Annotated in this window: 18 protein-coding genes; 8 read left to right on the plus strand and 10 right to left on the minus strand. The window is 57.6% G+C overall.

All coding sequences use genetic code 11. The features are described 5' to 3' along the window. Position 1: 1 nt before the first annotated feature. Both CMN55_RS02250 and CMN55_RS02255 read right to left on the minus strand, forming a co-directional pair. Positions 2 to 946 (minus strand): response regulator, encoded by a 945-nt coding sequence (locus CMN55_RS02250; protein WP_293947914.1) that lies wholly within the window; start codon positions 944 to 946, stop codon positions 2 to 4. After that, positions 930 to 4,265: a hybrid sensor histidine kinase/response regulator gene (locus CMN55_RS02255; protein ID WP_293947915.1), complete on the minus strand. Its 3,336-nt coding sequence runs from the start codon at positions 4,263 to 4,265 to the stop codon at positions 930 to 932. Before CMN55_RS02255 ends, CMN55_RS02250 begins: the two co-directional genes overlap by 17 nt. Before the next feature lie 235 nt (positions 4,266 to 4,500). On the opposite strand from CMN55_RS02255, the gene urtA reads away from it, so the two are divergent. The 7 genes from urtA (at position 4,501) to CMN55_RS17010 (ending at position 11,063) form a co-directional block, all read left to right on the plus strand. Further along, positions 4,501 to 5,769 carry an urea ABC transporter substrate-binding protein gene (urtA, locus tag CMN55_RS02260; protein WP_293947916.1) on the plus strand — a complete coding sequence of 423 codons (1,269 nt, stop codon included), beginning with the start codon at positions 4,501 to 4,503 and terminating at the stop codon, positions 5,767 to 5,769. 98 nt (positions 5,770 to 5,867) lie between these two features. After that, a complete protein-coding gene (gene urtB / locus CMN55_RS02265; RefSeq protein WP_293947917.1) occupies positions 5,868 to 6,794 on the plus strand; it encodes an urea ABC transporter permease subunit UrtB in 927 nt (308 codons plus the stop codon). A gap of 10 nt (positions 6,795 to 6,804) precedes the next feature. Next, a complete protein-coding gene (gene urtC, locus CMN55_RS02270; RefSeq protein WP_293947918.1) occupies positions 6,805 to 7,947 on the plus strand; it encodes an urea ABC transporter permease subunit UrtC in 1,143 nt (380 codons plus the stop codon). A gap of 11 nt (positions 7,948 to 7,958) precedes the next feature. Beyond that, positions 7,959 to 8,705: an urea ABC transporter ATP-binding protein UrtD gene (gene urtD / locus CMN55_RS02275; protein ID WP_293947919.1), complete on the plus strand. Its 747-nt coding sequence runs from the start codon at positions 7,959 to 7,961 to the stop codon at positions 8,703 to 8,705. An 11-nt stretch (positions 8,706 to 8,716) separates the two neighbouring features. Further along, a complete protein-coding gene (gene urtE / locus CMN55_RS02280) occupies positions 8,717 to 9,406 on the plus strand; it encodes an urea ABC transporter ATP-binding subunit UrtE (RefSeq protein WP_366931953.1) in 690 nt (229 codons plus the stop codon). A gap of 28 nt (positions 9,407 to 9,434) precedes the next feature. Next, positions 9,435 to 10,667 (plus strand): formamidase, encoded by a 1,233-nt coding sequence (fmdA, locus tag CMN55_RS02285; protein WP_293947921.1) that lies wholly within the window; start codon positions 9,435 to 9,437, stop codon positions 10,665 to 10,667. Positions 10,668 to 10,727: 60 nt separating this feature from the next. Further along, positions 10,728 to 11,063: an FmdB family zinc ribbon protein gene (locus tag CMN55_RS17010; protein WP_366931942.1), complete on the plus strand. Its 336-nt coding sequence runs from the start codon at positions 10,728 to 10,730 to the stop codon at positions 11,061 to 11,063. 17 nt (positions 11,064 to 11,080) lie between these two features. On the opposite strand, the gene CMN55_RS02290 is transcribed toward CMN55_RS17010, so the two are convergent. Beyond that, positions 11,081 to 12,112, minus strand: coding sequence for a lipid A deacylase LpxR family protein (locus CMN55_RS02290; protein ID WP_366931943.1), 1,032 nt, complete (start codon positions 12,110 to 12,112; stop codon positions 11,081 to 11,083). A 207-nt stretch (positions 12,113 to 12,319) separates the two neighbouring features. Here CMN55_RS02290 and CMN55_RS02295 point away from each other — a divergent pair, with 207 nt between their 5' ends. Further along, positions 12,320 to 13,135: an enoyl-CoA hydratase/isomerase family protein gene (locus CMN55_RS02295; RefSeq protein WP_293947923.1), complete on the plus strand. Its 816-nt coding sequence runs from the start codon at positions 12,320 to 12,322 to the stop codon at positions 13,133 to 13,135. Between the two features lie 9 nt (positions 13,136 to 13,144). Here CMN55_RS02295 and CMN55_RS02300 read toward each other — a convergent pair whose 3' ends face one another. From CMN55_RS02300 to CMN55_RS02330, 7 genes are all read right to left on the minus strand, one after another. Further along, positions 13,145 to 14,134, minus strand: a complete 990-nt coding sequence (locus tag CMN55_RS02300) for an NAD(P)H-dependent flavin oxidoreductase (RefSeq protein ID WP_293947924.1) — start codon at positions 14,132 to 14,134, stop codon at positions 13,145 to 13,147. A gap of 1 nt (position 14,135) precedes the next feature. Continuing rightward, a complete protein-coding gene (locus CMN55_RS02305; protein ID WP_293947925.1) occupies positions 14,136 to 15,710 on the minus strand; it encodes a class I adenylate-forming enzyme family protein in 1,575 nt (524 codons plus the stop codon). A gap of 116 nt (positions 15,711 to 15,826) precedes the next feature. Continuing rightward, entirely contained in the window at positions 15,827 to 18,064 is a 2,238-nt protein-coding gene (locus CMN55_RS02310) for an arylsulfatase (RefSeq protein ID WP_293947926.1), read from the minus strand. Positions 18,065 to 18,119: 55 nt separating this feature from the next. Further along, positions 18,120 to 19,295: an acyl-CoA dehydrogenase family protein gene (locus CMN55_RS02315; protein ID WP_293947927.1), complete on the minus strand. Its 1,176-nt coding sequence runs from the start codon at positions 19,293 to 19,295 to the stop codon at positions 18,120 to 18,122. 27 nt (positions 19,296 to 19,322) lie between these two features. Beyond that, complete coding sequence (locus CMN55_RS02320) at positions 19,323 to 20,414, minus strand: NAD(P)H-dependent flavin oxidoreductase (protein WP_293947928.1); 1,092 nt, start codon at positions 20,412 to 20,414, stop codon at positions 19,323 to 19,325. 19 nt (positions 20,415 to 20,433) lie between these two features. Next, positions 20,434 to 21,273: an IclR family transcriptional regulator gene (locus tag CMN55_RS02325; protein WP_293947929.1), complete on the minus strand. Its 840-nt coding sequence runs from the start codon at positions 21,271 to 21,273 to the stop codon at positions 20,434 to 20,436. Next, complete coding sequence (locus CMN55_RS02330; protein WP_293947930.1) at positions 21,270 to 22,481, minus strand: CaiB/BaiF CoA transferase family protein; 1,212 nt, start codon at positions 22,479 to 22,481, stop codon at positions 21,270 to 21,272. Before CMN55_RS02330 ends, CMN55_RS02325 begins: the two co-directional genes overlap by 4 nt. Positions 22,482 to 22,560 lie beyond the last annotated feature (79 nt).

A 22,560-nucleotide genomic window follows, 5' to 3' on the forward strand; every position in this document is an offset into this window, starting at 1 on the left:
ATCAGGTGGGATTATTCCCTTGGCGGCAGATACGATCCGTGATGACGGCGGCCGAGGTCCGGTTGTCGACGCCGAGTTTCTGGAAAATCTGTTCCAGGTGCTTGTTGACGGTGCGGGCGCTGATGGACAGGATATCCCCGATATCCCGATTGGTCTTGCCGCGAGAGAGCCAGATGAGGATTTCCGCCTCCCTTGCGGTGAGGGAGAAGGCCGCCATCAAGTGCTTCTTCGGATCTGCATTCGTGAGCTTTTCGATGGAGAGCAGGATTTCCCGATCGGGATGGATGCCAAGCGGACTGATCACATGCTGGTTATCGTTCGTGCCGAGCCGAAAGGGTGCGGCTTCGGACAACGGTGTTTTGACCAGACCCGCGATCCATTCACATATTTTCACATCGGTGAGATGGCTGTGCGCATCCAGTATGTCCGGATGCTGGTCCAGCAGTTTGCGCGCCTCGGGCGAGGACCAGATCAGACTGCCATCCGGTGTGACGGCCATGACCGGCCGCCCGCCCGCATCGAGGGCGTTTCTGGCGCTTTCAATCAGCCGGGCATTGGTCAGATGGATGGAAAGGCGGGCAATCAACTCATCAGGATTGACCGGTTTCGTCACATAATCCACACCGCCCACTTCCAGCCCTTTCAGGATATGCTCTGAAGAGCTGAGGCCGGTCATGAAAATCACGGGGGCGGCAATCATGCCGGGCCCCGATTTGAGGCGGGCGCAGGTTTCAAACCCGTCGAGACCGGGCATGACGGCATCCATCAGGATCGCATCCGGTTGCAGCCGTTTGACGAGATCGAGCGCCGTCTGCCCATCGCGCGCGACGAGAACGGTCATGCCGGCTTCCTCGATTGCGGTAGCGACCATGGAAAGTGATTCCGGGCTGTCATCGACAACCAGAACGATCTGCCGCCGCGTGTCGAAATCAGACGGCTGCATCATGCGTTTCCTCCAGTTCCCGGATCAGGCCGGGCAGGTCAAATTCCGACAGCCGGTGACGTAGCGGTTTCAGACTTGCTTTGAGGTCCGGTCGTGCCATCTCCAGTGCATCGAGACGGCGACGGATTTCACTTGCATTGCCGATCCGTGCGAGAGAGATGATGTCATGACGGTCTGTGTCGGAGAGCGGCGGACCAACCCGTTCCGCCTGTGGTTGCCGGATATCTTTCGTCCAGTCGATTTTCAGCAAATTGCGGACCTGTTCCAGCAGGATTGAAAAGCTGACCGGTTTGGCGATGAAGGCATCATGCAGCGCATCTTCGGGGCCGCTGCTCTGGTTCCGGCCTTCAAGAGCATGGGCGGAAACCATCACAATCGGTGTCGCGCGATGGACATCACGGCGGAGCTGGGCGGCAAATTCCCAGCCTGAAATATCCGGCAGATCGATATCCAGAAGGAACAGGTCCGGCTTTGCGATCTGCAGCATTTCATTGGCAACAATGTGATTAGATGCCAGATAGAGCTTGAAGCCCAGCGGGGCCAGCAGGGTTTCCATCAACTGCAGATGATCCGTTTCGTCATCCAGAATCAGGATGCTTTTGCGCGGACCGGCATAGCCGGTGATGCGCGCCTCTGCCATCTCATCGGGGCGGCTTGCCCGATGCAGGGAGGGGAGCATCATGCGTAGGTTGAAGTGACTGCCCTGACCATAGACGCTGTCCACCTTGATCTCCCCGCCCATCATTTCAACAAGCAGCTTTGTGATGGTGAGGCCGAGGCCGGTGCCGCGCACGGTTTTCATGCCCGCCCGTTCGAACGGCTGCCAGATTTTGTCGATCTGTTCCGCCGGAATGCCGACGCCGGTATCGCTGACCTCGAAATGGGCGACTTCATTGCGATAGGAGAGGGTGAGGCGGACTTCGCCCCGTTCCGTGTAGCGGATGGCGTTGGAGAGCAGGTTCATCAGGATTTGCCGCAAGCGCTTTTCATCCGTGGTGATCCAGGAGGGGAGGGTGGAGGTTGCCTCATAGATGAATGTGAGGCCCTTTTCCGCCGCCTGCATTTCAAAAATCCCGGCAAGCTGCGCCATGAAAACGGGAAAATCGACGCGGTCGCGATAAATTTCAATTCGCCCGGCCTCAATCTTGGAAATATCCAGCAGCCCTTCGATAAGGCCGGAGAGATGTTCAGCCGAACGGCGAATGGTGGCGACGGCTTCCTTGCGATTGGGCGGGGTGTTCGGATCCTTGTAGAGAATCTGCGCATAACCGAAAATAGCGTTGAGCGGGGTGCGGAGTTCGTGGCTGAGACCGATCATGTAGCGGCTTTTCGCCTGACTGGCCGCTTCGGCCTTATCGCGGGCATCCTGAAGCTCCGCATCGGTCCGCTGATGGGCGCGAACCTCCCGCATCAGCCGTTGCGATTGCAGGTTTGATTCCCGCCACGCGGCCCGCTGACTTTCATGGGCCAGAATGAACAGCCAGACCGATACCCCGACAATGAACAGCAGGCCGGAGAAGATCAACGTCAGCGTAATTTCAAAATGGTTCGTGCCAGCCTGTTCATAAATGATCCACAGAAGTATGCCGATCAGCCCCGAAATCAGCGATGTCAGGAGGAGAAACTGTACCATCCGGCTTTGCAGAATCTGCACCATATGGGCAGGAAGCAGCCATTTCAGGAAATGGCTGGTTTGCGCATCGATACGGGCGAAGGGCTTGCAGGCATCGCGACAGACGGAATCGAGTGAGCAGCAGAGAGAACAGATAGGCCCTTCATAAAAGGGGCAATCGGCCATGTCTTCGGGATCGAAACGGTATTCGCAGACACAGCAGGTGCCCAGAGCTTTCGGCATTTCGGGCGCTGTCCGGGCGATGTAATACCGCCCCTTTGTGCCATAGGCGATCAGCGGTGCCGCCAGCATGGCGGTAAACAGCGCGATAAAGGAGGAGAGAGACATGGCCGTCTCACCAAACAGTCCGAAGTAGGCAAGGAAGGAGACGATGCAGGCGGCGCCCATAGCGCCAAGCCCGACGGGATTGATGTCATAAAGATAGGCACGGCGGAACTCGATATGCGGCGGGCTGAGGCCGAGCGGCTTGTTGATGACAAGATCGGAGACAATGGCGCCGATCCAGGCAAGGGCGACATGGGAATAAAAGGCGAGAGTGGCCTCGAGCGCGCCGAACACGCCGAGATTCATCAGCATCAGCGCAATTGCCACATTGAACACCATCCAGACAACGCGGCCGGGATGACTATGGGTCAAGCGGGAAAAGAAGTTCGACCAGGCGATGGAACCGGCATAGGCGTTAGTGACATTGATCTTGAGCTGGCTGAGGATCACGAAGGCACCGGTCAGCGACAGCACGAAAACCGGGTTGTCAATCACTTGGCTGAAGGCGGCGAAATACATCTGGTTGGGGTCGGCCGCCGTCTCGGGCGCAATGCCCGCGCCAATGGCGATGGTCAGCAGAAAAGATCCCAGCAGCATCTTGCCCGCGCCGATAACAGACCAGCCCGGTCCGGCGCACATCAGGGATGTCCACCATTTGACCCGCTCGCCACTGGTTTTCGGCTCCGGCAGAAAGCGAATGAAATCAACCTGTTCGCCAATTTGCGCAATGAGGGAAAAGGCAACGCCCGCCGCCGCGCCCAGCATGATCAGGGTCATGCCGCCGGCCTCCTGCGGGCCGATACCTTCAAATGCCTGCCAGTCGGTGATGCCATATCCTGCGAAGGCCAGCAGCACAAAAGGCAGGATATGCAGGATAACCCAGAAGGGCTGCGTCCAGGCCTGGAACTTTGAAATCTTGGTAAAGCCGTGGGTGGCAAGCGGGATCACCACCAGCGCATTCAGCAGATAACCGAGCCAGACGGGAATGCCGAAACAAAGCTCCAGGGCGAAACTCAGAATGGCCGCTTCCAGCGCGAAGAAGATAAAGGTGAAGCTGGCATAAATGAGAGAGGTCACCGTCGATCCGATATAACCGAAGCCCGCGCCACGGGTCAGCAGATCAATATCAACGCCATATTTTGCCGCATAATAGGTGATGGGGATGCCCGTCAGGAATAGCAGCAGGCCGACCAGCATGATGGCGGTGATGGCGGTATCGAAGCCGTAGCGCAGGGTGATTGCCCCGCCGATCGCCTCGAGGGCGAGAAAGGAAATGGAACCGAGAGCGGTATTCGTGACCCGCAGATAGGACCAGCGGCGCGCGCGCCGGGCGGTGAAGCGAAGCGCGAAATCCTCCAGAGTTTCATTCGCGACCCATTGATTGTACCGCCGACGCTCTCTCATGACGCCAAAAATCGGTTTCATCCGGTGTGTCCTGCAGCAAAGGCCAATGTCATTGTTAAATCCTTGTTGCGCCCCGTAATCCGTTGTTTCCCTTTTACTGCCTCCTGCTTGTTCCGTTTTTATGCACCGTCAAAAGGCGCATGCACATACGTTAAACGACGTATGTTGCAATGCAACATTTTTCTCCAGTCTTTTTTGCGAAGCAGCGATATGCGCTGTGATCTGGGAAAGACAGGCAGGTTCAAAGGAGAAAGCAATGTCCGATACACCAAAGAAACCCTCACTCTCAATGGAAGCGTCACGCCGCTCGTTTCTGATGGGTGGAACGGCGCTTGCCGCCACGCTTTTTGCCCCCAAATTTCTGCGGGCGGCGGATTACCCGACTGCGGCGGTCAATACAACCGGTCTCGCCGTGACTGATACCGACGTAACGGTCGGTATCCTGCATTCGGTCACCGGCACCATGGCGATTTCGGAAACCGGATCGGTGCAGGCCGAAAAGCTTGCGATTGAGCAGATCAATGCGCAGGGCGGGGTTCTAGGGCGCCAGATCAAATTCATTCAGGAAGACGGCGCCTCTGACTGGCCGACTTTTGCCGAAAAGGCCAAGAAGCTGCTGGTCAACGACAAGGTCGCCTCGGTCATGGGTTGCTGGACATCGGCGAGCCGCAAAGCCGTTCTGCCGGTGTTCGAGCAGTATAACGGCTTCCTCTACTACCCGACCTTCTATGAAGGGCTGGAAGAATCTCCCAATGTCATCTACACCGGTCAGGAAGCAACGCAGCAGATTATCGCCGGTATCGACTGGGTGACCCAGACCAAGGGGGCGAAATCCTTCTATCTCCTCGGCTCCGACTATATCTGGCCGCGTACCTCCAACAAGATCGCCCGCAAGCATATCGAGAAGCTGGGCCTCAAGGTGGTTGGTGAGGAATATTACCCGCTTGGCCACACGCAGTTCAACTCCGTCATTAACAAGATCCGCCTCTCCAAGCCCGATGTGATCTATGCCATCGTCGTGGGCGGTTCCAACGTTGCATTCTACAAGCAGCTGAAGGCGGCCGGTATCGATATGACGAAGGAAAAACCGCTGCTACTGACCATTTCGGTGACCGAGGACGAAATCCGCGGTATCGGCGGTGAAAACATCGTCGGCGCCTATGCCTGCATGAAATACTTCCAGAGTCTCGATAATCCCAACAACGTCGAATTTGTGAAAGAATTCAAGAAGATGTGGGGCGATGACATGGTCATCGGCGACGTGACGCAGGCCGCCTATCTCGGCCCATGGCTGTGGAAGGCGGCGGTTGAAAAGGCCGGATCCTTCGATGTGGACAAGGTACGGGAGGCGAGCCCCGGTATCGAACTCACCACCGCGCCGGAAGGTTACGTCAAGGTCCATGAAAACCACCATCTCTGGTCCAAGACCCGTGTCGGCCATGCCAAGGCGGACGGACAGTATGAAGTCGTCTTCGAAACGGCGGAGCTGGTCGAGCCGGATCCGTTCCCGGAAGGATACCAATAGGCTTTGCGTAGGAGGTCGGTCGCAAACCGTCACCGGGGAGCGGCCGACCGACATCAACTCTTTCATGGCATTGAAATACAAGAGGCAGGAGACAGCATATGTTTGCCGATTATACGATGGGAGAGCTTGGGGCCATTTTCGCCATGCAGGGTTTTGCCGGTCTCATTCTTTTCTCGGTTTTTGTTCTCATGGCGCTCGGGCTGGCCATCATTTTTGGTCAGATGGGGGTGATCAACATGGCGCATGGCGAGTTTATGATTCTCGGCGCCTATGTCACATATATTACCTCCAACCTGTTCGCCGATTACCTGCCATCGCTGTTCAGCATCTATTTCTTTATTGCGATGATCCTCGCGTTTTTCGTAACGGCGGCCCTCGGTATGCTGGTGGAATGGAGTCTGATCCGGCATCTCTATAAACGCCCGCTGGATACCTTGCTGGCTACCTGGGGGCTCAGCCTTATCCTGCAGCAGATATATCGCTCCGTTTTCGGCGCGCGCGAGGTGGGGGTGACCATCCCGGACTGGATGATGGGGTCTTTGCCACTCACCGATTTGATCGAAGTTCCCATTAACGGTATTTTCGTGATGGTCCTGGCCATCAGTATTTCCGTCGCTGTCTATTTCATGATGTATCGCTCCTCCTGGGGCAAGCAGGTGCGCGCGGTGACGCAGAACCGGGTCATGGCGGGCGCGGTCGGCATTAATACGGAACGAACGGACCGTCTCACCTTCGGGATCGGCTGCGGCGTTGCCGGTGTGGCTGGTTCCGCCTTTACGATGATCGGTTCCACCGGCCCGACGGCAGGTCAGCTTTACATCGTGGACACCTTCCTTGTCGTCGTCTTTGGCGGCGCGGCCAGCCTGCTCGGAACGATTGCTTCGGCCTTTTCGATCTCGCAGGCGCAATCGATCATGGAATTTTTCCTCTCCGGCTCCATGGCCAAGGTGCTCACGCTCCTCACCGTTGTCGGCATTCTGATGCTGCGTCCCCAGGGGCTGTTCGCCCTCAAACTCAGGAAGTGAGGTGACCGAGATGTTTGCAAAAGATAACAAGCTTTTCTCCACGGGCGATATCGTTGGCTTTGTCGTCCTGGCCGTGCTGATCTTCATCGTCCTGCCGGCCGGCCTGGATACCTTCCGTCTCAATCTGTTCGGCAAATATCTGACCTATGCTTTCGTGGCGATCGGTCTGGTCCTCTGCTGGGGCGCGGGTGGTATCCTGAGCCTCGGGCAGGGGGTGTTCTTCGGCCTTGGCGGCTACTGCATGGCCATGTTCCTGAAGCTGGAAGCGTCAACGCCGGAAGCGACCAAAATCCAGTCCACCCCCGGCATCCCGGATTTCATGGACTGGAACCAGATCACCGCGCTCCCCATGTGGTGGGAGCCCTTCAACAGCCTGACATTCAGCCTTATTGCCGTGGTGCTGGTGCCGGTCATCTTCGCCTTCATTATCGGGGTGGCCATGTTCCGGCGGCGGGTGGGTGGTGTTTATTTTGCAATCATCACACAGGCGATTGCCGCCATCATGACCATCCTGATTATCGGTCAACAGGGCTATACCGGCGGCGTCAACGGCATCACTGACCTGCGGACCCTGCTTGGATGGGATATCCGCACCGATGAAGCAAAGGTTATTCTCTATTTCGTGAATGCGGTGCTGCTGTTCGTTTGTCTCTTTGTGGCCCAGTTCATCCGCAAATCGAAGCTTGGCCGAATTCTGATTGCCATGCGCGATCAGGAAGACCGGGTCCGCTTCTCCGGATATGACGTGGCCAATTTCAAGATTTTCGTCTTCTGCGCCGGGGCGGCTTTCGCGGCCATTGGCGGGGCTATGTTCACGCTGCAGGTGGGGTTCATGTCCCCCAGCTTTGTCGGCATCGTGCCATCCATCGAAATGGTCATTTTCTGCGCCGTCGGCGGGCGGCTCTCGATCCTCGGGGCGGTTTATGGCGCGCTGCTTGTCAATCTGGCGAAAACCACCTTCTCCGAAATGTTCCCGGAACTCTGGCTGCTGGGTCTCGGCGCCCTCTTTATCGCGGTGGTGCTGGCGTTCCCGAACGGCCTTGCCGGTCTCTACAAGGATTATGTGGAGCCGCGGCTGATGGCCCTGTTCAAAAAGAAGGCCGATGACGGGGGCGGACGTAATTTCGATAGCATCAAGGCCCCGGCTGAATAGGAGGAAAAAAGATGAACGCAAGACCTGATTTCCTGCTGACCGTTGAAAATCTGACTGTTTCCTTCGACGGGTTCAAGGCGGTCAATGGCCTCAGCTTCTATGTAGAACCCAATGAGTGCCGGGTGATCATCGGCCCCAACGGAGCGGGGAAGACAACCGTTCTCGATCTGATCTGCGGCCGCACCAGGGCGACCGATGGCAAGGTCGAATTCAAGGGGCAGGATCTTCTCAAGATGCGGGAAGACCAGATCGTTCATGCCGGGGTAGGGCGCAAGTTCCAGACGCCCACCGTTTATGAAGATCTGACTGTCTTTGAAAATCTGGAGATTTCCTACCCTAAGGGACATGGCGTTTTTGGCGCCCTGATGTTCCGCCGCGATGATCCGGTGAAGGAGCGTATCCATGAAATTGCCAGCGTGGTTTTTCTCGACGATCTGCTGGATATGAAAGCGGCCTTTCTCAGCCATGGGCAGAAGCAATGGCTGGAGATTGGCATGCTGCTCATCCAGGATCCGGAATTGCTGATGCTGGATGAACCGGTTGCAGGCATGTCGGTGGCCGAGCGCAAGCAGACGGCGGAACTCTTAAATCGCATTATCCAGGACCGTTCGGTGATCGTGATCGAACATGACATGAAATTTGTCGAGGATATCGCGACCCGCGTCACCGTGCTGCACCAGGGCAAGGTTCTCTCCGAAGGGTCCATGGCGCATGTGCAGGCGGACCCTAAAGTCATTGAAGTTTATCTCGGCCACTAAGGGAGGAAATGATGCTGAATGTAGACAATCTTCGTTCCGCTTACGGCGAATCCGAAGTGCTCCACGGCCTCGATTTTAGTATTAATCCGGGGGAGATCGTCGCCATCATGGGCCGCAATGGCATGGGCAAGACGACGCTCATGAAAACCCTGATGGGGGTGGTTCCGACCAAGTCGGGCCATGTGACGATCGATGGCAACTCGATCGAGGGGCTCAAATCATATGAGCGTGTGGCCAAAGGCCTCGCCTATGTGCCGCAGGGAAGGCAGATCTTCTCGACCATGACCGTAGAGGAAAATGTTGAGACCGGACTCATTGTCACGGGCGACAAGAAAGTCAGCCCCGATATCTATGAACTTTTTCCGGTTCTGGTTGAAATGAAATCCCGGCGCGGCGGTAATCTCTCTGGGGGTCAGCAGCAACAGCTTGCCATCGCCCGCGCTCTGGCATCCAAGCCAAAGGTCCTGCTGCTCGATGAGCCGACAGAGGGCATCCAGCCGTCCATCATCCGGGAAATGGCGCGCACCCTGCGCCGTATCCGCGATGAACGCGGGCTTTCGATCATCGTATCGGAACAGGTTTTGAGTTTCGCCCTCGATGTTGCGGACCGCGTTCTGGTGCTGGAAAACGGCGAATTTGTTCATGAATCACCCCGCACCGGGATCGACGAAGCAAAAGTCTCGAAATTCCTGTCCGTCTGACAATTCATTACTAGCTTGAGGAGGCAAAATGACTGATACCCTTATTGAAGTGAATCTGGGCGAAAGCCCGCTCACGAACGAGAAAATTCACAATCGCTGGCATCCGGATATTCCGATTGCCGTCTGGGTCAAGCCGGGAGATGATTTCAAGGTGGAAACCTATGACTGGACCGGTGGCCAGATCAAGAATAACGATGATGCCTCCGATGTTCGCGATGTGGAGCTGGCGCAGGTTCATTATCTCTCCGGTCCGATCGGCATTGAGGGGGCGGAGCCCGGCGATCTGCTGGTTGTTGATATTCTGGATATCGGCGCCAAGGAAGAGAGCATGTGGGGGTTCAACGGCTTCTTCTCCAAGCAGAATGGCGGCGGCTTTCTGACTGACCATTTCCCGGAAGCACAGAAATCCATCTGGGATTTTGAAGGCATGTTCACAAAGTCCCGCCATGTGCCGGGCGTCCGTTATGCCGGCCTGATCCATCCGGGGCTGATCGGGTGCCTGCCGGACAAGAAGATGCTGGATATGTGGAACACACGAGAGACGGAGCTGTTCAATACGGACCCTGGCCGCGTTCCCGGCCTTGCCAACCTGCCGGATGGCGGCCCGACCGCGCATATGGGCAAGCTGACCGGGGAGGCCCGTGACAAGGCCGCCGCCGAAGCCGCCCGCACCGTGCCGCCGCGCGAACATGGCGGTAACTGCGATATCAAGGACCTGTCCCGTGGATCAAAAGTCTACTTCCCGGTCTATGTCGATGGGGCGGGGCTTTCCATGGGCGATCTGCATTTCAGTCAGGGGGATGGTGAAATCACCTTTTGCGGTGCCATTGAAATGGCGGGCTGGCTGCATATCAAGGTCGATCTGATCAAGGGCGGGATGAGCAAATACGGGATCAAGAACCCGATTTTCCGGCCCTCTCCGATTGCGCCGAAATATGACGACTTCCTGATCTTTGAAGGCATCTCCGTCGATGAAGCAGGCAAGCAGTATTATCTGGATGTGCATATTGCCTATCGGCAGGCCTGCCTCAATGCCATCGAATATCTGAAGAAATTCGGATACACCGGGGCGCAGGCCTACGCCATCCTTGGCACCGCGCCAGTGCAGGGGCATATCTCGGGCGTGGTAGACGTTCCGAATGCCTGTGCAACCCTGTGGTTGCCGACCGATGTGTTTGAATGGGATCTGATGCCGAATGCCGATGGGCCGACGAAATATCTCGACGGTTCCATTGATGTGCCGCTGGCGCCCGATCTCTGATCTTTAATCTTGTTGCGAATTGGGCGGGGGGAACCCCGCCCGCCTCTAGAGGATACCCCGATGCCGATCTATCAGTATTGTTGCGATGACTGCGGTCCGTTCAGCGAACTTGCGCCCATTTCAGAATATGCCGATCCCAAATGTTGTCCATCCTGTGGAGCGCAGGCGCCGCGGGCAATCGCCGCGCCGCGTCTGGCGGTGATGGACAGTTCTGCGCGTCAGGCGTATCAGACGAATGAACGCAGCGCACATGAGCCCAAAAAATCATCCCACGGCCATGGACCCGGCTGTGGCTGTTGCGGCGGCAGTTCGAAGAAAATCAATTCTGGCACACTGTATCGCCCCGATGGCTCGAAAAGCTTTCCGGCCAAGCGTCCGTGGATGATTTCCCACTGATCGCGACGGGCAGGCGGTCAGAACGGAACCGAGACACTGATGGCGCCAAACTCATCCTTGCCGTCCTGCCCTTCATATTCGCGGGAGCGGAAGACATGGGTAAAGGCAATGCGGGCATCGCGTATGGTGAGCGCAAGGCCGAGCTGGGCATCGCCGACGATTGGTTCCTTGTTGACGCTGCGGCTGTCGCGGAAACTGTTGCCATCAAGAAAGATATTGCGGGCCACCGCGCGGGCGTCCAGCCCGGCGAAGAAGTATAGCCCGATATCGTCGGTCGGTTCGAAAAAGCCCGACCCGGGGAGCCCGGGCTGAATGCGCGGGGGTCCATAGTCATTGGGTAAATTCCATCCCATGCGCATAGTTGCCCCGGCATTGACATAGGTATGGACATTACCAAGCGCGCCACCCAGATGCGGCGTCATATCAATCGAAAAGCCGTTGAGTTTTGCTGATACCAGCGCCCGCCAGCTTCGCTGATAGGTGAGGACAAGGCCCGGCTCGTCTTTAAGCTGCGTATCCCAGCCTTGTGGCTTGGGGGAATCGATCACCTTGTGAACGAAGGTTTGCGACTGCTCGCCAAGGGCGGAGGGGCCAACGACGCCGAGTTGGAGCTGAAGCTGATCAAGCTGTTTCTCACCCGTTTCCACAACAATGCCGACCGCCCCGTAGAGCCAGCCCGCATAAGGCCGTTCATTTGTCGGCGGGGTGGGATCCTGAATATCATTGGGGGTATACATATTCTGTCCGATGGCATAGGTGGAACGGACCAGCCCGTCTTTCGGAAAGAAGGGCAGCAGCCGCGCAGCCCGCAGCGCCCAGGCGGGGGCATGATCGGGTTCCGACATCCAGGCGAGCATGATCCCATTGGTGTAATCCCGGTCGAGCCCGAAAAAGAGATCATTTTCAAGCACGAAGGTAAAGGTGCCGGTATCTTCTTCCTCAACCTCGACTTTTTCTGGGTCCGCCACGGCCGCCTCTTCCGCGACGGCGGGCGCAATAGAGATGAAAGACGCCAATAGGGTCGCTGTAAAGGAAGGTCGGAAATTCATAATGCGGATATAACTCTTTGAAAATGACTTTAATTTGTTCTGAATACAGCAAAAATTGGTGCGATCTCAAGAAATTGGAGTTTGTTGAATGAAACGGGCTGCAGGATGAGTGCCCTGATCCTGGTTGCGCCCCGTCCTCCATGATGAAAGGATATGGGGAGGGTAAGGAGGCCGACAAGTAAAAACGACAAGGAAAGGGAGAGGGGAATGGCACGATTGACAATGGAGCAACAGCAGGATGTTGCCATCATCCGTTTCAGCAATCCGCCGCATGGCTTTATGGACGGGGAGACGGAGGCGGAACTCGCGGCGGCGCTCGACCGCATAGAGGCGGATGACAGCATTCACGCGGTTATCCTCACCGGCGGCGAGGCGGATGTTTTCATTCGTCATTATGATGTGGGCATTCTGTATGAACGGGGCAGGGCGTTGGCCGACCGCGGGATGGTGTTTGATGCCGCGCGCCCGGTGCCGGAATCGCCCATTCATGTCTGCTTGCGGCGTATCGTTGAAATGCCGAAGCCCTTTATTGCTGCCATCAACGGCACTGCCATGGGAGGCGGGTTTGAACTTGCGCTTGCCTGCGACATCCGCCTTGTCCAAGAGGGGGAATATGACCTCGGTCTGCCGGAAATTAATCTCGGTATCCTGCCGGGCGCGGGGGGCACGCAGCGCCTGACCCGGCTGATCGGAGAAGCGAAAGCACTGGAGCTGATGCTGCTGGGGCAGACAATGCGCCCGCGTGAGGCCGTTCGTCTGGGCCTCGCCAGTTTTCTTGTCGAGGGTGAGGTGATGGATAAGGCTCTGGAGGTTGCCCGTCGTCTTGCAGCCCGGTCGCCCCGCGCCGTTGGTCACATTAAGGATCTGGTGCGCGGCATTCCTGATCGCTCGCCGGAGGAGGGCTTTGCGCGCGAACGCACGCTGTTCTGCGACCTGATGGTGAGCGAGCGCGGCCTGCAGGAAATGGGCGATATGGTCGTCGGCCGCCGCGATATCCTGCGCACGAACGGTGAGGGGGACTAGTCTGAGCCCTCAGCCGCAGTTCAATCGCGCCGTCGCCTCCATTCGGGCCTTGTCATATTCCGTCTGGATTTCATCAATCAGATCATCGACGCCGGTAATGGCGGAAACGCCGGACACGGAATGCCCGGCGGACCAGATATCTTTCCAGCGTTTGGGGGCGTTCTTCTTTGCCTCCGGATTGATATCCTTGGCGATATCGATATCGCCGCGCAGGGGCAGGTTGTCAGGATCGAGACCGGCCCGCTCGATTGACGGGCGGAGCATGTTGGCATTCAGCCCGGTGAAAGCCTTTGTCAGCAGGATATCATCGGCGCGGGAGGTGATCAGCATCTCCTTGTAGGCATCCTTGGCGAGGCTTTCATCCGTCGCGATAAAGCGCGTGCCCATATAGCCGAGATCGCAGCCCAGCATTTCCGCCATCATCAGGCTGTGACCATCCATGACGCCACCCGCCAGCACGATGGGACCGTCAAAGAACCTGCGGACTTCCCGCACAAAGACAAACGGGTTGATCCAGCCGGTCTGCCCGCCAGCGCCCGCCGTCAGCAGGACAAGGCCATCCGCCCCCGCCGCAACCGCCTTTTCCGCATGAAGCACGGTGGCGACATCCGAGAAAACCAGCGCGCCGATATCATGCAGCGGGGCGAGGACCGGCGTTGGCGGACCGACACTGGTGATCACGATTTCCGGTTTATGCCGAAGGAGAACGGCTACATCTTCCGCCAGCCGGGGATTGGATTTATGGACAATGAGATTGGGGCACCAGGGCGCGGGCTCTCTTTCGTTTTCCGCTTTCGCGGCGGCAAGCTGTGCGTCGATTGCCGCAATCCAGCCATCCAACTCCTCCGGGGATCGGCAGTTGGCGGTGGGAAAGGAGCCGATAATACCGGCGCGGCAACAGGCGGAGACCAGATCGACGCCGGAAACCAGAAACATCGGCGCCGCGATCAGCGGCAGGCGGAGACGGTTTTTAAGCTTTGTAAAATCATGTTGTGTCATGTCAGATTCGTACCTCCCGGTCCTGCCAGTATTTCGCCCGAAGTTCTTTTTTAAGAACCTTGCCGACCGGGCTGCGGGGGAGTTCAGCAATAAAATCAATGGATTTCGGTGCCATCACGCTGCCGAGCTGCGCCTTGCAGAGGGCAATAAGCTCGGCCTCCGACACGTCCTGACCGGGCGCGCGTTCAATAACGGCCTTGACGGCTTCACCCCATTTTTCATCCGGCACCCCGATCACTGCGCAATCCTGCACGGCGGAGTGCGTGACCAGAACCTGTTCAATTTCCAGCGGAAAGACGTTGAAGCCGCCACTGATGATCAGATCGCGCTTGCGGTCACTGATATAAACATAGCCATCCGCGTCGCGATAGCCGAGATCGCCCGTATGCTGCCAGCCGTTCTTGTGAATGGCGCTTGTCGCGTCCGGATCATTGATATAGCGGAACATGACGGTCGGGCCGCGGACGACGATTTCCCCCACCTTATCGGGGCCGAGGCTGTTACCGTCTTCATCGAAAACCTGGATATCGCCGACGGTGGCGACCGGTCTGCCGACGGATTTGAGACGATGCCTGAGACGCTCGTCCCGCAAGGCTTCGCTGACCGCGCCGGGGGAGATGAAGGTCAGGGGGAAGCCGGATTCCGTCTGGCCAAAGGACTGGCAGATGACGGGTCCGAAAATTTCATGGGCGCGGGCAATCTTTTCAACGGCAAAAGGTGCCGCGGCGGCAATCAGATATTGCAGGCTTGAAAAATCCGTTGTCGGGCAATCGGGATGGTTCATCAGCACATAAATAAGCGTCGGCGGCAGGAACAGCAGGGAGATTTTATGTCGCTCGATATTCTTGAGGATCGCGCCGGGTTCGGCAACCTGCATCATGACAACGGTACCACCGAGGCTGAGTGTTGACATGGCAACCATGCCGCCCGCGTGAGTGATCGGCGCGACGGCCAGATTGACCGGCGGGTTATCAAGGTCGAACTTCTGAAATGCAGTCATAAAGCCCAGCATGTTCCAGGTGAGGAAGCTCTGTCCGCCCTGCGTGATCTTGGGCGCGCCGGTGGTCCCGCCCGTGGTGCCCTGAAATCCGACGCCTGTATCCGGCAGGTGGATATTGATGTCGGTATCCGGCGCATTCTGGATAAATTGCTCAAGGGAGGGTATATCGCCGATCTGACGGTCGAGACAGACAACGATCCGGATTGACGGCGCGCCCGCGCGCATGGCCGGGATTTGATCCTGAATGGAGCTGTGAAAGAAAATCGCCCGGCAATTGCCGCGATTGAGAACATCGGTATTCACATGCACGCCGGAGCGGAGGTTGATATTGCTCCAGGCCCCGCCCGCTCGCATGCCGCCGAGAATGGCCGCGAGCGCATAATTCGTATTGGGGCTGAGGATGGCGAAAGGATCTTCGGGCTCAAGACCGTTCGCGATCAGGGCGTGGGCGATTTTTCTCGTGAGAAGGCCCAGGTCTTTGTGGCTTAGCGTGCCCGTATCGTCGATCAGCGCCGGACGCGACAAAGAGGCTTTGCCCGCCCTGTCGAGCAGGTCAAGGTAATTGATGCCGTGCATGTAAATCCTCCCTTGTTTTTTATTGGGCGCAGGCTCAGGAGGTTAATTTGATGTCGCATCGGAGCGCATATCAAGTGAAAAATGCGCTCCGAGGCCTGTCAGGGAAAATGTGAGTGTTATTCCCGGGCGAGTTCCGCCTTGCCGACGCCTTCGCCATCGAGGGTTTGTGTTGACATATGCACCGTCACCTTGCGCAGGAAGCCGTCAAATTCGAACGGGGCCGGGTAATCGCCGACCGGATTACCCCGGTCCCGCCCGATATCGAGGCCGGACCAGGAAATCAACATGTAGAATCCGAGATTGCTCTCCGCCGATCCGACATCCTCTCCGTCGATGGTGAGGGTGTAGCGACTTTGCCCCATGCCGGTGCCCATCTTCGGCTTTGCCTCCCGCGTCAGCCGGTCAACCCGGAGGCCGAGCAGGCGGCGCCCCGGCGTAACCTTGCGGTTTGACTGGACCACCACATGTTCGCCGCCGATGTTGAGATCGTGATAAAGATATCCGTTCTTCATATAGAGGCTGTAACCGGAGGTGGTGTCCCCATGGGCGATGAGGACGCCGTTGCTGGCCTCGCTCGTAACGTCGGCATCCGCCTCGATCCGGTATTCGCGGCTGCGCAGGTCCGGGGCGACATCGGAGGGGATATGCCCGACCCCCCGATGAAAAACGGCGATTGTCCGGCCGCCCTGCACCCGTTCGGCATTTTCGGCGAAGCGGGCGGCGAAGCGGTCATCAAGGGGGAGAACCTTGTGTTTCTCCGCCTCTTCCCACCAGGCGTCGATCATCTTCTGGAGCTGTTCGGGCCTGTCATTGGCAAGATCATGATTTTCTGAGAAATCCTCATCCAGATGATAAAGCTCCCATGTGTCATTTTCAAAGGGCGTTCCCATGGGATGGTAGGCGACGGCCTTCCAGCCATCCTTCCAAAGGCCGCGATGGCCGAACATTTCAAAATATTGCGGCGCGTTGCGGGAGGGAACATCCGCCTTGAACAGGCTTTCCCGGAAGCTTTTCCCCTCGATCGGCTGTTGCTCGATGCCATTGATATGGCTTGGCGCCTCCAGTTTCAGCAGATCGAGAAGCGTCGGCACCACGTCGGAGCAATGGGCGAACTGGTGACGCAGTTCCCCGCGCGCCGGGATGCCCTTTGGCCAGGAAATGATCAGCGGATCGCGAATGCCGCCGCCATGGGTGTTCTGCTTGTAGCGTTTGAGCGGGGTGTTGGACGCCATTGCCCAGCCGAGCGGGAAGTTGGTGTGGGTGTCCGGGCCGCCGATATCGTCAATCCGGGCGATTTTCTCCGCCATCGACTCAGGACGCAGGTTGAACGGGCCCATGGCATTGACAAGCCCGTTGCGGCCGCCTTCCTGACTGGCGCCGTTATCCGAGAGGATAAGGATCAGCGTATTGTCCATCTGCCCCGTTTCTTCCAGGAAGTCGATCATCCGGGTGATATGACGGTCCGTATGATCCAGCATCCCGGCATAGGCCGCCTGCATCCGGGTATAGAGCCGGTGTTCATCGGCGCCGAATTCATCCCATGGCTTCACCCCGTCATTATGCGGCGGAATGGCCGCATTTTCAGGAACGATGCCCAGTTCTTTCTGGCGTTTGATCCGACGCTCCCGCTCCTTGTCCCAACCGCCTTCGAACATCGGATCATAGCTTTTGATGATATCTTTCGGCGCCTGATGCGGCGCGTGGCAGGCGCCGAAGGCGCACCACAGGAACCACGGGTTGTTTTCCGCGCCGGCCTTGTGTTCGGCCAGCATCTGGATGGATTTATCCACCAGATCCTCAGTCAGGTGATAGCCGGTCTCATAAGTGCCGGGCGGGTCGATATGGCTGTTATCTCGGATCAACTCCGGCGCATACTGGTCTGTTTCTGCATCGAGAAAGCCATAATACCGGTCAAACCCCCGGGCCAGCGGCCAGCCGTCAAACGGTCCGGCGGGGCCACTTTCATGAAGCGGCGTCACATGCCATTTGCCGATCATATAGGTGCGATAGCCATTGGGGCGCAGCATCTCGGCGATTGTCCCGGCGGACTTGGCGATCTTGCCGCGATAGCCGGGGAAGCCGCTGTCGAAATTGGCAAGGCAGCCGACACCGACGGAATGATGGTTGCGCCCGGTCAGCAGCGCCGCCCGTGTCGTGGAGCACATGGCGGTCGTGTGAAAACCGGTATAGCGCAGGCCGTTTGCTGCAATCCGGTCGATGGTCGGCGTCTTGATGGTTGATCCATAGCAGCCGAAATCGGAAAAGCCGACATCATCGAACAGGATGACCAGAATATTCGGGGAACCTTCCGGTGGCCTTGGCGGTTCTGGCCAGAAGGGTTTGTTATCTTTCATCTATTTTCTCCCTGTTCTTTTCGTTTTTTGTCTTTGTATCAGCGCTGCGTTGCGGCTACAGCCTGACGCTCCCTGTTTTTGCGATTTTATCGAAAGTCCGCCGGGCGATATTGAGCTGATGGATCTGACTGGTGCCCTCATAAAGGCGGAACAGCCGGACATCGCGATAGAAACGCTCAATGTTGCTGTAATCAGCGACATAGCCCGAACCACCAAAAATCTGCACGGCGTGGTCGGCAATACGGCCGCACATTTCGGTCGCGAAATATTTGCACATGGAGGCTTCCAGAGTGATGTCGAGGCCTTCATCGCGTTTGCGTGCAGTATCCAGGATCAGGGTGCGGGCGGCGGCAATATCCACATGGCTGTCGGCGATCATTGCCTGGATAAGCTGGAAGTCGCCGATCGGCTGGCCGAATTGTTTGCGTTCCTGCGCGTGTTTTGCCGCATCATCGAGCATCCGCATGGCCGGGCCGGTGCTGAGGGCGGAAAGATGAATGCGCTGCTTGTTAAGCGCTTTCATCGCGGTGCGGAAGCCGACGCCTTCTTCGTTGCCGAGTAGGCAGCTCGCCGGGATTTCGCAATCCTTGAAATAGACTTCCGAGACCGGAGAGCCGGACTGCCCCATCATCTTATAGGCCGGGCCGACACTGAGGCCGGGGGTGTCCAGATCGACCAGAAAGGCGCTGATGCTGCGGTGGCTGTCATCGTCGGGATCAGTGCGGGCGAAAACTGTGAACAAATCGGAAATCGGCGCATTGGTGATAAAGGCTTTTGATCCGTTCAGGATATAATGATCTCCCTTGCGGATGGCAGTGGTCTTGAGGGCTGTTGCCTCCGATCCGGCCTCGCGCTCGGTCAGGGCGAAGCAGCCGACGATTTCGCCTGATGCCAGGCGGGGCAGGTATTTCTGTTTCTGTTCCTCCGTGCCGTCAACGATCAGGGATTCGCTCCCGATCCCGGTGTTGGAGCCGACGCGGGCGCGATAGGCGACGGAGCAATAGGACAGCTCGAACGCCATCAGAACCAGTTCCTCCGTGGTCAGGCCGAGCCCGCCATAGGCCTCCGGTATGGCCCAGGCGAAATAGCCGCGCGCCTGCATATCCTTCACGATATCTTCCGGTACCTCATTCAATTCGGCGACGCGGTCCTCATTGGGAATGGCGACTTTTTCCACCCACTCCCGGACTTCCAGGCGCTGCTTTTCCAGTTCTTCCCTATTGCGTATCATCGGTGTCTCGTTCGAAAAATGGTTGGGTTAGCTCGCGAGCTTATTGTTCATGGCTGTGAGGGCCGCCTCGCTCTCGCCGACCAGCCGTTGCATGATCCCGTCAACGGTCATCAGCTCATTGAACCAGGCGATGCTCTGTCCCGTCGCTTCATAGATCAGCGGCTCGACCTCATGCTCATTGACGCCCGCCACGATATCGGCGGTCAGCACCTGCTGATAGGGCATCTTGAGGGGTTTTGGCGCATCCGGGCTGTCCCACTCGTCGGACCATGCGGATTTGATCAGGCGGCAGGGCTTGCCGCTATGGCTGAGGGAAATGGTGGTGTCCAGGCTGTCCGCTTTCAGAAGCTTGTTAAGCAGAGCCTCAGAAAGCGCATGTTCCTTGGAGGCAAGCCAGGCGGTGCCGAGCCAGACGCCTTGCGCGCCAAGGGCGAAAGCCGCCGCAATATGCCGTCCGTGGCCGACGCCGCCCGCCGCCAGAACCGGAATATCGTCCGCCACATCGACAACTTGCGGAACCAGCGAGAAAGTACCGATGGGGCCGGTATGGCCGCCCGCGTCATAGCCCTGCGCGACGATGATATCAACACCCGCCGCTTTTGCCTTTTCCGCATGGCGCGGCGCACCGACGAGGGAGAATGTGACTTTGCCGTGTTCGCGCGCGCGTTTGATCATTTCCGGCGGCATGCCAACGGCGGAGGCAAAGCTGTGCGCCGATGATTCCAGCGTCGCCGCAAGCTGATCTTCGAATAGCTGCTGCGAGCGGATTTGCGATGAGAAAAATGTCGGTTTTGTCGCAGCGGGAACCTTGTACTTCTCGGTGAGATGGCGAACGAAATTCTGATGTTCCTGAGGAAGATCAGCTTTGGAGCCTTCCCGGTCCGTCTCATCCCCGACATTGGCGGGCAGCATCAGATCAATGCCGAAGGGCAGGTCGCCCAGCTCTTCTTTCATGATCCGGGCGACATCGGCGATTTCTTCGGGCATGCTGCGGGCGGCACCGAAAACCGGATACCCGCCCGCTTTTGCGAGAGCGATCATGACATCGATGTTATGGGCAAGCCCGAAAATGGGATAGCGAATCCCCAGCTTTTTACAGAGCGGTGATGTCAAAGGCATGACGCAGTCCCTTTCGTCTTTATTCAGTTCCAAAAATATTGAAAAGCCTGAGATTCTGGGCGACTGAAGCCAGACGCGGACCAAGATCTTCTTCAATCTCCTCCTTGCGGGCGCGATAGGCGGGAATGCCGCAGGAAAGAGTGACGCACAGCCCGTCCGCAGATCGTCCGAGAGGGGCGGAAATGGCGTAGATATTCGGCCGCCACTCCCCATAGGCGGTGCAGAAGCCGTTCTTTTTGCAACTTTCCATGCCCCGGGCGATGCGGTCGGCATAGCGTTCCAGCGCGCCGGGATAGGCCTGTTCGATCTCGATATATTTCTCCGCCAATTCCTCCTCGCTCAGCATGGAGAGCAGCGAGCGTCCGGTTGCCGTTCCAGGCACCGGCATGGTCATGCCCACTTCGGGTGTATGCGGGAAATTACTGATATCGCCGGCTGTCTGGATATAGACCGTATGCGGCCCGTTGAAGACGGCGAGGGAAGCATTTCCCTTGGCGAAATCCGCATAATCGCGCATCAGTCCGATGGCCTGCTGCCGCCACTTCATGGAGGAGAGGATCGGATAGGATAGCGCCAGAAGGCCGGGCGCCAACCGGAAACCGCCATTGGGGTCGCGGCGCAGATAGCGCATGGAGATAAGCGTCTTGCACAGGCGCGAGACAGTTGCCTTGTTGATGCCGAGTCGGGCGGCAATTTCCGCATTGGTGAGCGGACCTTCATCCACCTTGAAACAGCCGAGGATTTCCAGCCCGCGAATCAGGGTGGAGGAGAGGGAATTGTCCCGATCCTCATTTGCTTCGGGTCTGCGTCCGGGGGTTCTGGTGCCCGACAGGTCCGGATCTAGATGTTCGCTGGTCATATAATTCCTCGGCTCCGGCAATCCTCTATCTCTTCCTTGCTCAATCCCAGATATTTCTCAAACACAGCATCGCTATCCTGCCCCAACTCTTTTGATGTCCAGCGGACCTTCCCCGGATTGCGGGTCATCTTCGGGACGACATTCTGCAAGCGTACGCTGCCGAAATCATCATCGGGAACGGTGGTGATGGCCTCGCGTGCCTGATATTGCGGATCGTTGAAGATCTGCTCGATGGAATAGATGGGCGCTATGGTGCCGCCTGCGGTATTGAAGGCGTCGAGCACCTCGTCCAGCGTATGGGTGGAGATAAATTCGCCGAAGATCCGGTCAAGCTCCTGGCCATTTTTTACCCGCAAGGCATTATTCTCAAACCGCGGATCTTTTGCAAGCTCGGGCCGGCCAACCGCCGTGGCATTGGCAAGGAAGGTCGTATTGGTGCTGCCCGCAAGGGAGACATATTTCTTGTCGCTGGTGAGATATACATCCGACGGGGCGGAATACTGGTTCTTGTTGCCGCTGCGCTCCCGCACATCGCCAAGCTGGTCATACTCGATTGCCAGGAAATCGAGTAGCCGGAAGGTTGCCTCGGTCAGCGCCAGATCGATTTCCTCGCCTTCCGTCCGCTCACTATTTGCGACCTTATAGAGCGCCGCAAGAATGGACATGGCGCCGAAGACGCCGCCAAAAGCATCCGAGATGGGGTATCCCGTATGGACGGGTGGGCGATCCGGATCGCCGGTGATGTGGGTGAGGCCGCCCATTGCCTCAAAAATGCGGGCGAAACCGGGCCGGTCGATATAGGGGCCGTCCTGCCCGAAAGCGGTGACCCGCAAGATCACCAGTTTCGGATTGGCCTTCCACAGCGTTTCCTTGTCCAGCCCCCAGCGATCAAGGGTGCCGGGGCGGAAGTTTTCGATCAGAACATCGAACTGCGGCAGCATCTTGAGCAGCAGATCGGCGCCTTCCTTTTTACGCAGATCCAGCGTACCGAACTGCTTGCCGCGATTGGCCGCCTTCCACCAGAGGGACTTGCCCTCTTTAAAGGGCGGAAAGCCGCGCATGCCGTCACCAATGCCGGGAAGCTCAAGCTTGACAACATCCGCGCCGAGATCGGCCAGTAAGGTGCCCGCAAAGGGGGCGGCGATGATTGTCGCGATATCCAGTATACGCAGATTTGCAAGGGGGCCGAATTGGCGACTGTCGGTCATTTCACTTCCCGTTAATTTAGTTTTTATTTTATGATGTTGACATCATGTGTTACTATATATAAAACAATTCAGTCAAACA

It is taken from the genome of Sneathiella sp. (genome assembly GCF_002694385.1).
GTDB lineage: Bacteria > Pseudomonadota > Alphaproteobacteria > Sneathiellales > Sneathiellaceae > Sneathiella.

Bases quoted from the DNA above. Each gene is read 5' to 3' on its own strand.
- CMN55_RS02300 (WP_293947924.1), bottom strand. From the start codon at position 14,134: ATGACACAACATGATTTTACAAAGCTTAAAAACCGTCTCCGCCTGCCG.
- urtD (WP_293947919.1), top strand. From the start codon at position 7,959: ATGAACGCAAGACCTGATTTCCTGCTGACCGTTGAAAATCTGACTGTT.
- urtB (WP_293947917.1), top strand. From the start codon at position 5,868: ATGTTTGCCGATTATACGATGGGAGAGCTTGGGGCCATTTTCGCCATG.
- CMN55_RS02330 (WP_293947930.1), bottom strand. From the start codon at position 22,481: ATGACCGACAGTCGCCAATTCGGCCCCCTTGCAAATCTGCGTATACTG.
- urtC (WP_293947918.1), top strand. From the start codon at position 6,805: ATGTTTGCAAAAGATAACAAGCTTTTCTCCACGGGCGATATCGTTGGC.
- CMN55_RS02310 (WP_293947926.1), bottom strand. From the start codon at position 18,064: ATGAAAGATAACAAACCCTTCTGGCCAGAACCGCCAAGGCCACCGGAA.
- CMN55_RS02305 (WP_293947925.1), bottom strand. From the start codon at position 15,710: ATGCACGGCATCAATTACCTTGACCTGCTCGACAGGGCGGGCAAAGCC.
- fmdA (WP_293947921.1), top strand. From the start codon at position 9,435: ATGACTGATACCCTTATTGAAGTGAATCTGGGCGAAAGCCCGCTCACG.
- CMN55_RS02325 (WP_293947929.1), bottom strand. From the start codon at position 21,273: ATGACCAGCGAACATCTAGATCCGGACCTGTCGGGCACCAGAACCCCC.
- CMN55_RS02290 (WP_366931943.1), bottom strand. From the start codon at position 12,112: ATGAATTTCCGACCTTCCTTTACAGCGACCCTATTGGCGTCTTTCATC.
- CMN55_RS02295 (WP_293947923.1), top strand. From the start codon at position 12,320: ATGGCACGATTGACAATGGAGCAACAGCAGGATGTTGCCATCATCCGT.
- urtA (WP_293947916.1), top strand. From the start codon at position 4,501: ATGTCCGATACACCAAAGAAACCCTCACTCTCAATGGAAGCGTCACGC.
- urtE (WP_366931953.1), top strand. From the start codon at position 8,717: ATGCTGAATGTAGACAATCTTCGTTCCGCTTACGGCGAATCCGAAGTG.
- CMN55_RS02315 (WP_293947927.1), bottom strand. From the start codon at position 19,295: ATGATACGCAATAGGGAAGAACTGGAAAAGCAGCGCCTGGAAGTCCGG.
- CMN55_RS02320 (WP_293947928.1), bottom strand. From the start codon at position 20,414: ATGCCTTTGACATCACCGCTCTGTAAAAAGCTGGGGATTCGCTATCCC.
- CMN55_RS17010 (WP_366931942.1), top strand. From the start codon at position 10,728: ATGCCGATCTATCAGTATTGTTGCGATGACTGCGGTCCGTTCAGCGAA.
- CMN55_RS02255 (WP_293947915.1), bottom strand. From the start codon at position 4,265: ATGAAACCGATTTTTGGCGTCATGAGAGAGCGTCGGCGGTACAATCAA.
- CMN55_RS02250 (WP_293947914.1), bottom strand. From the start codon at position 946: ATGATGCAGCCGTCTGATTTCGACACGCGGCGGCAGATCGTTCTGGTT.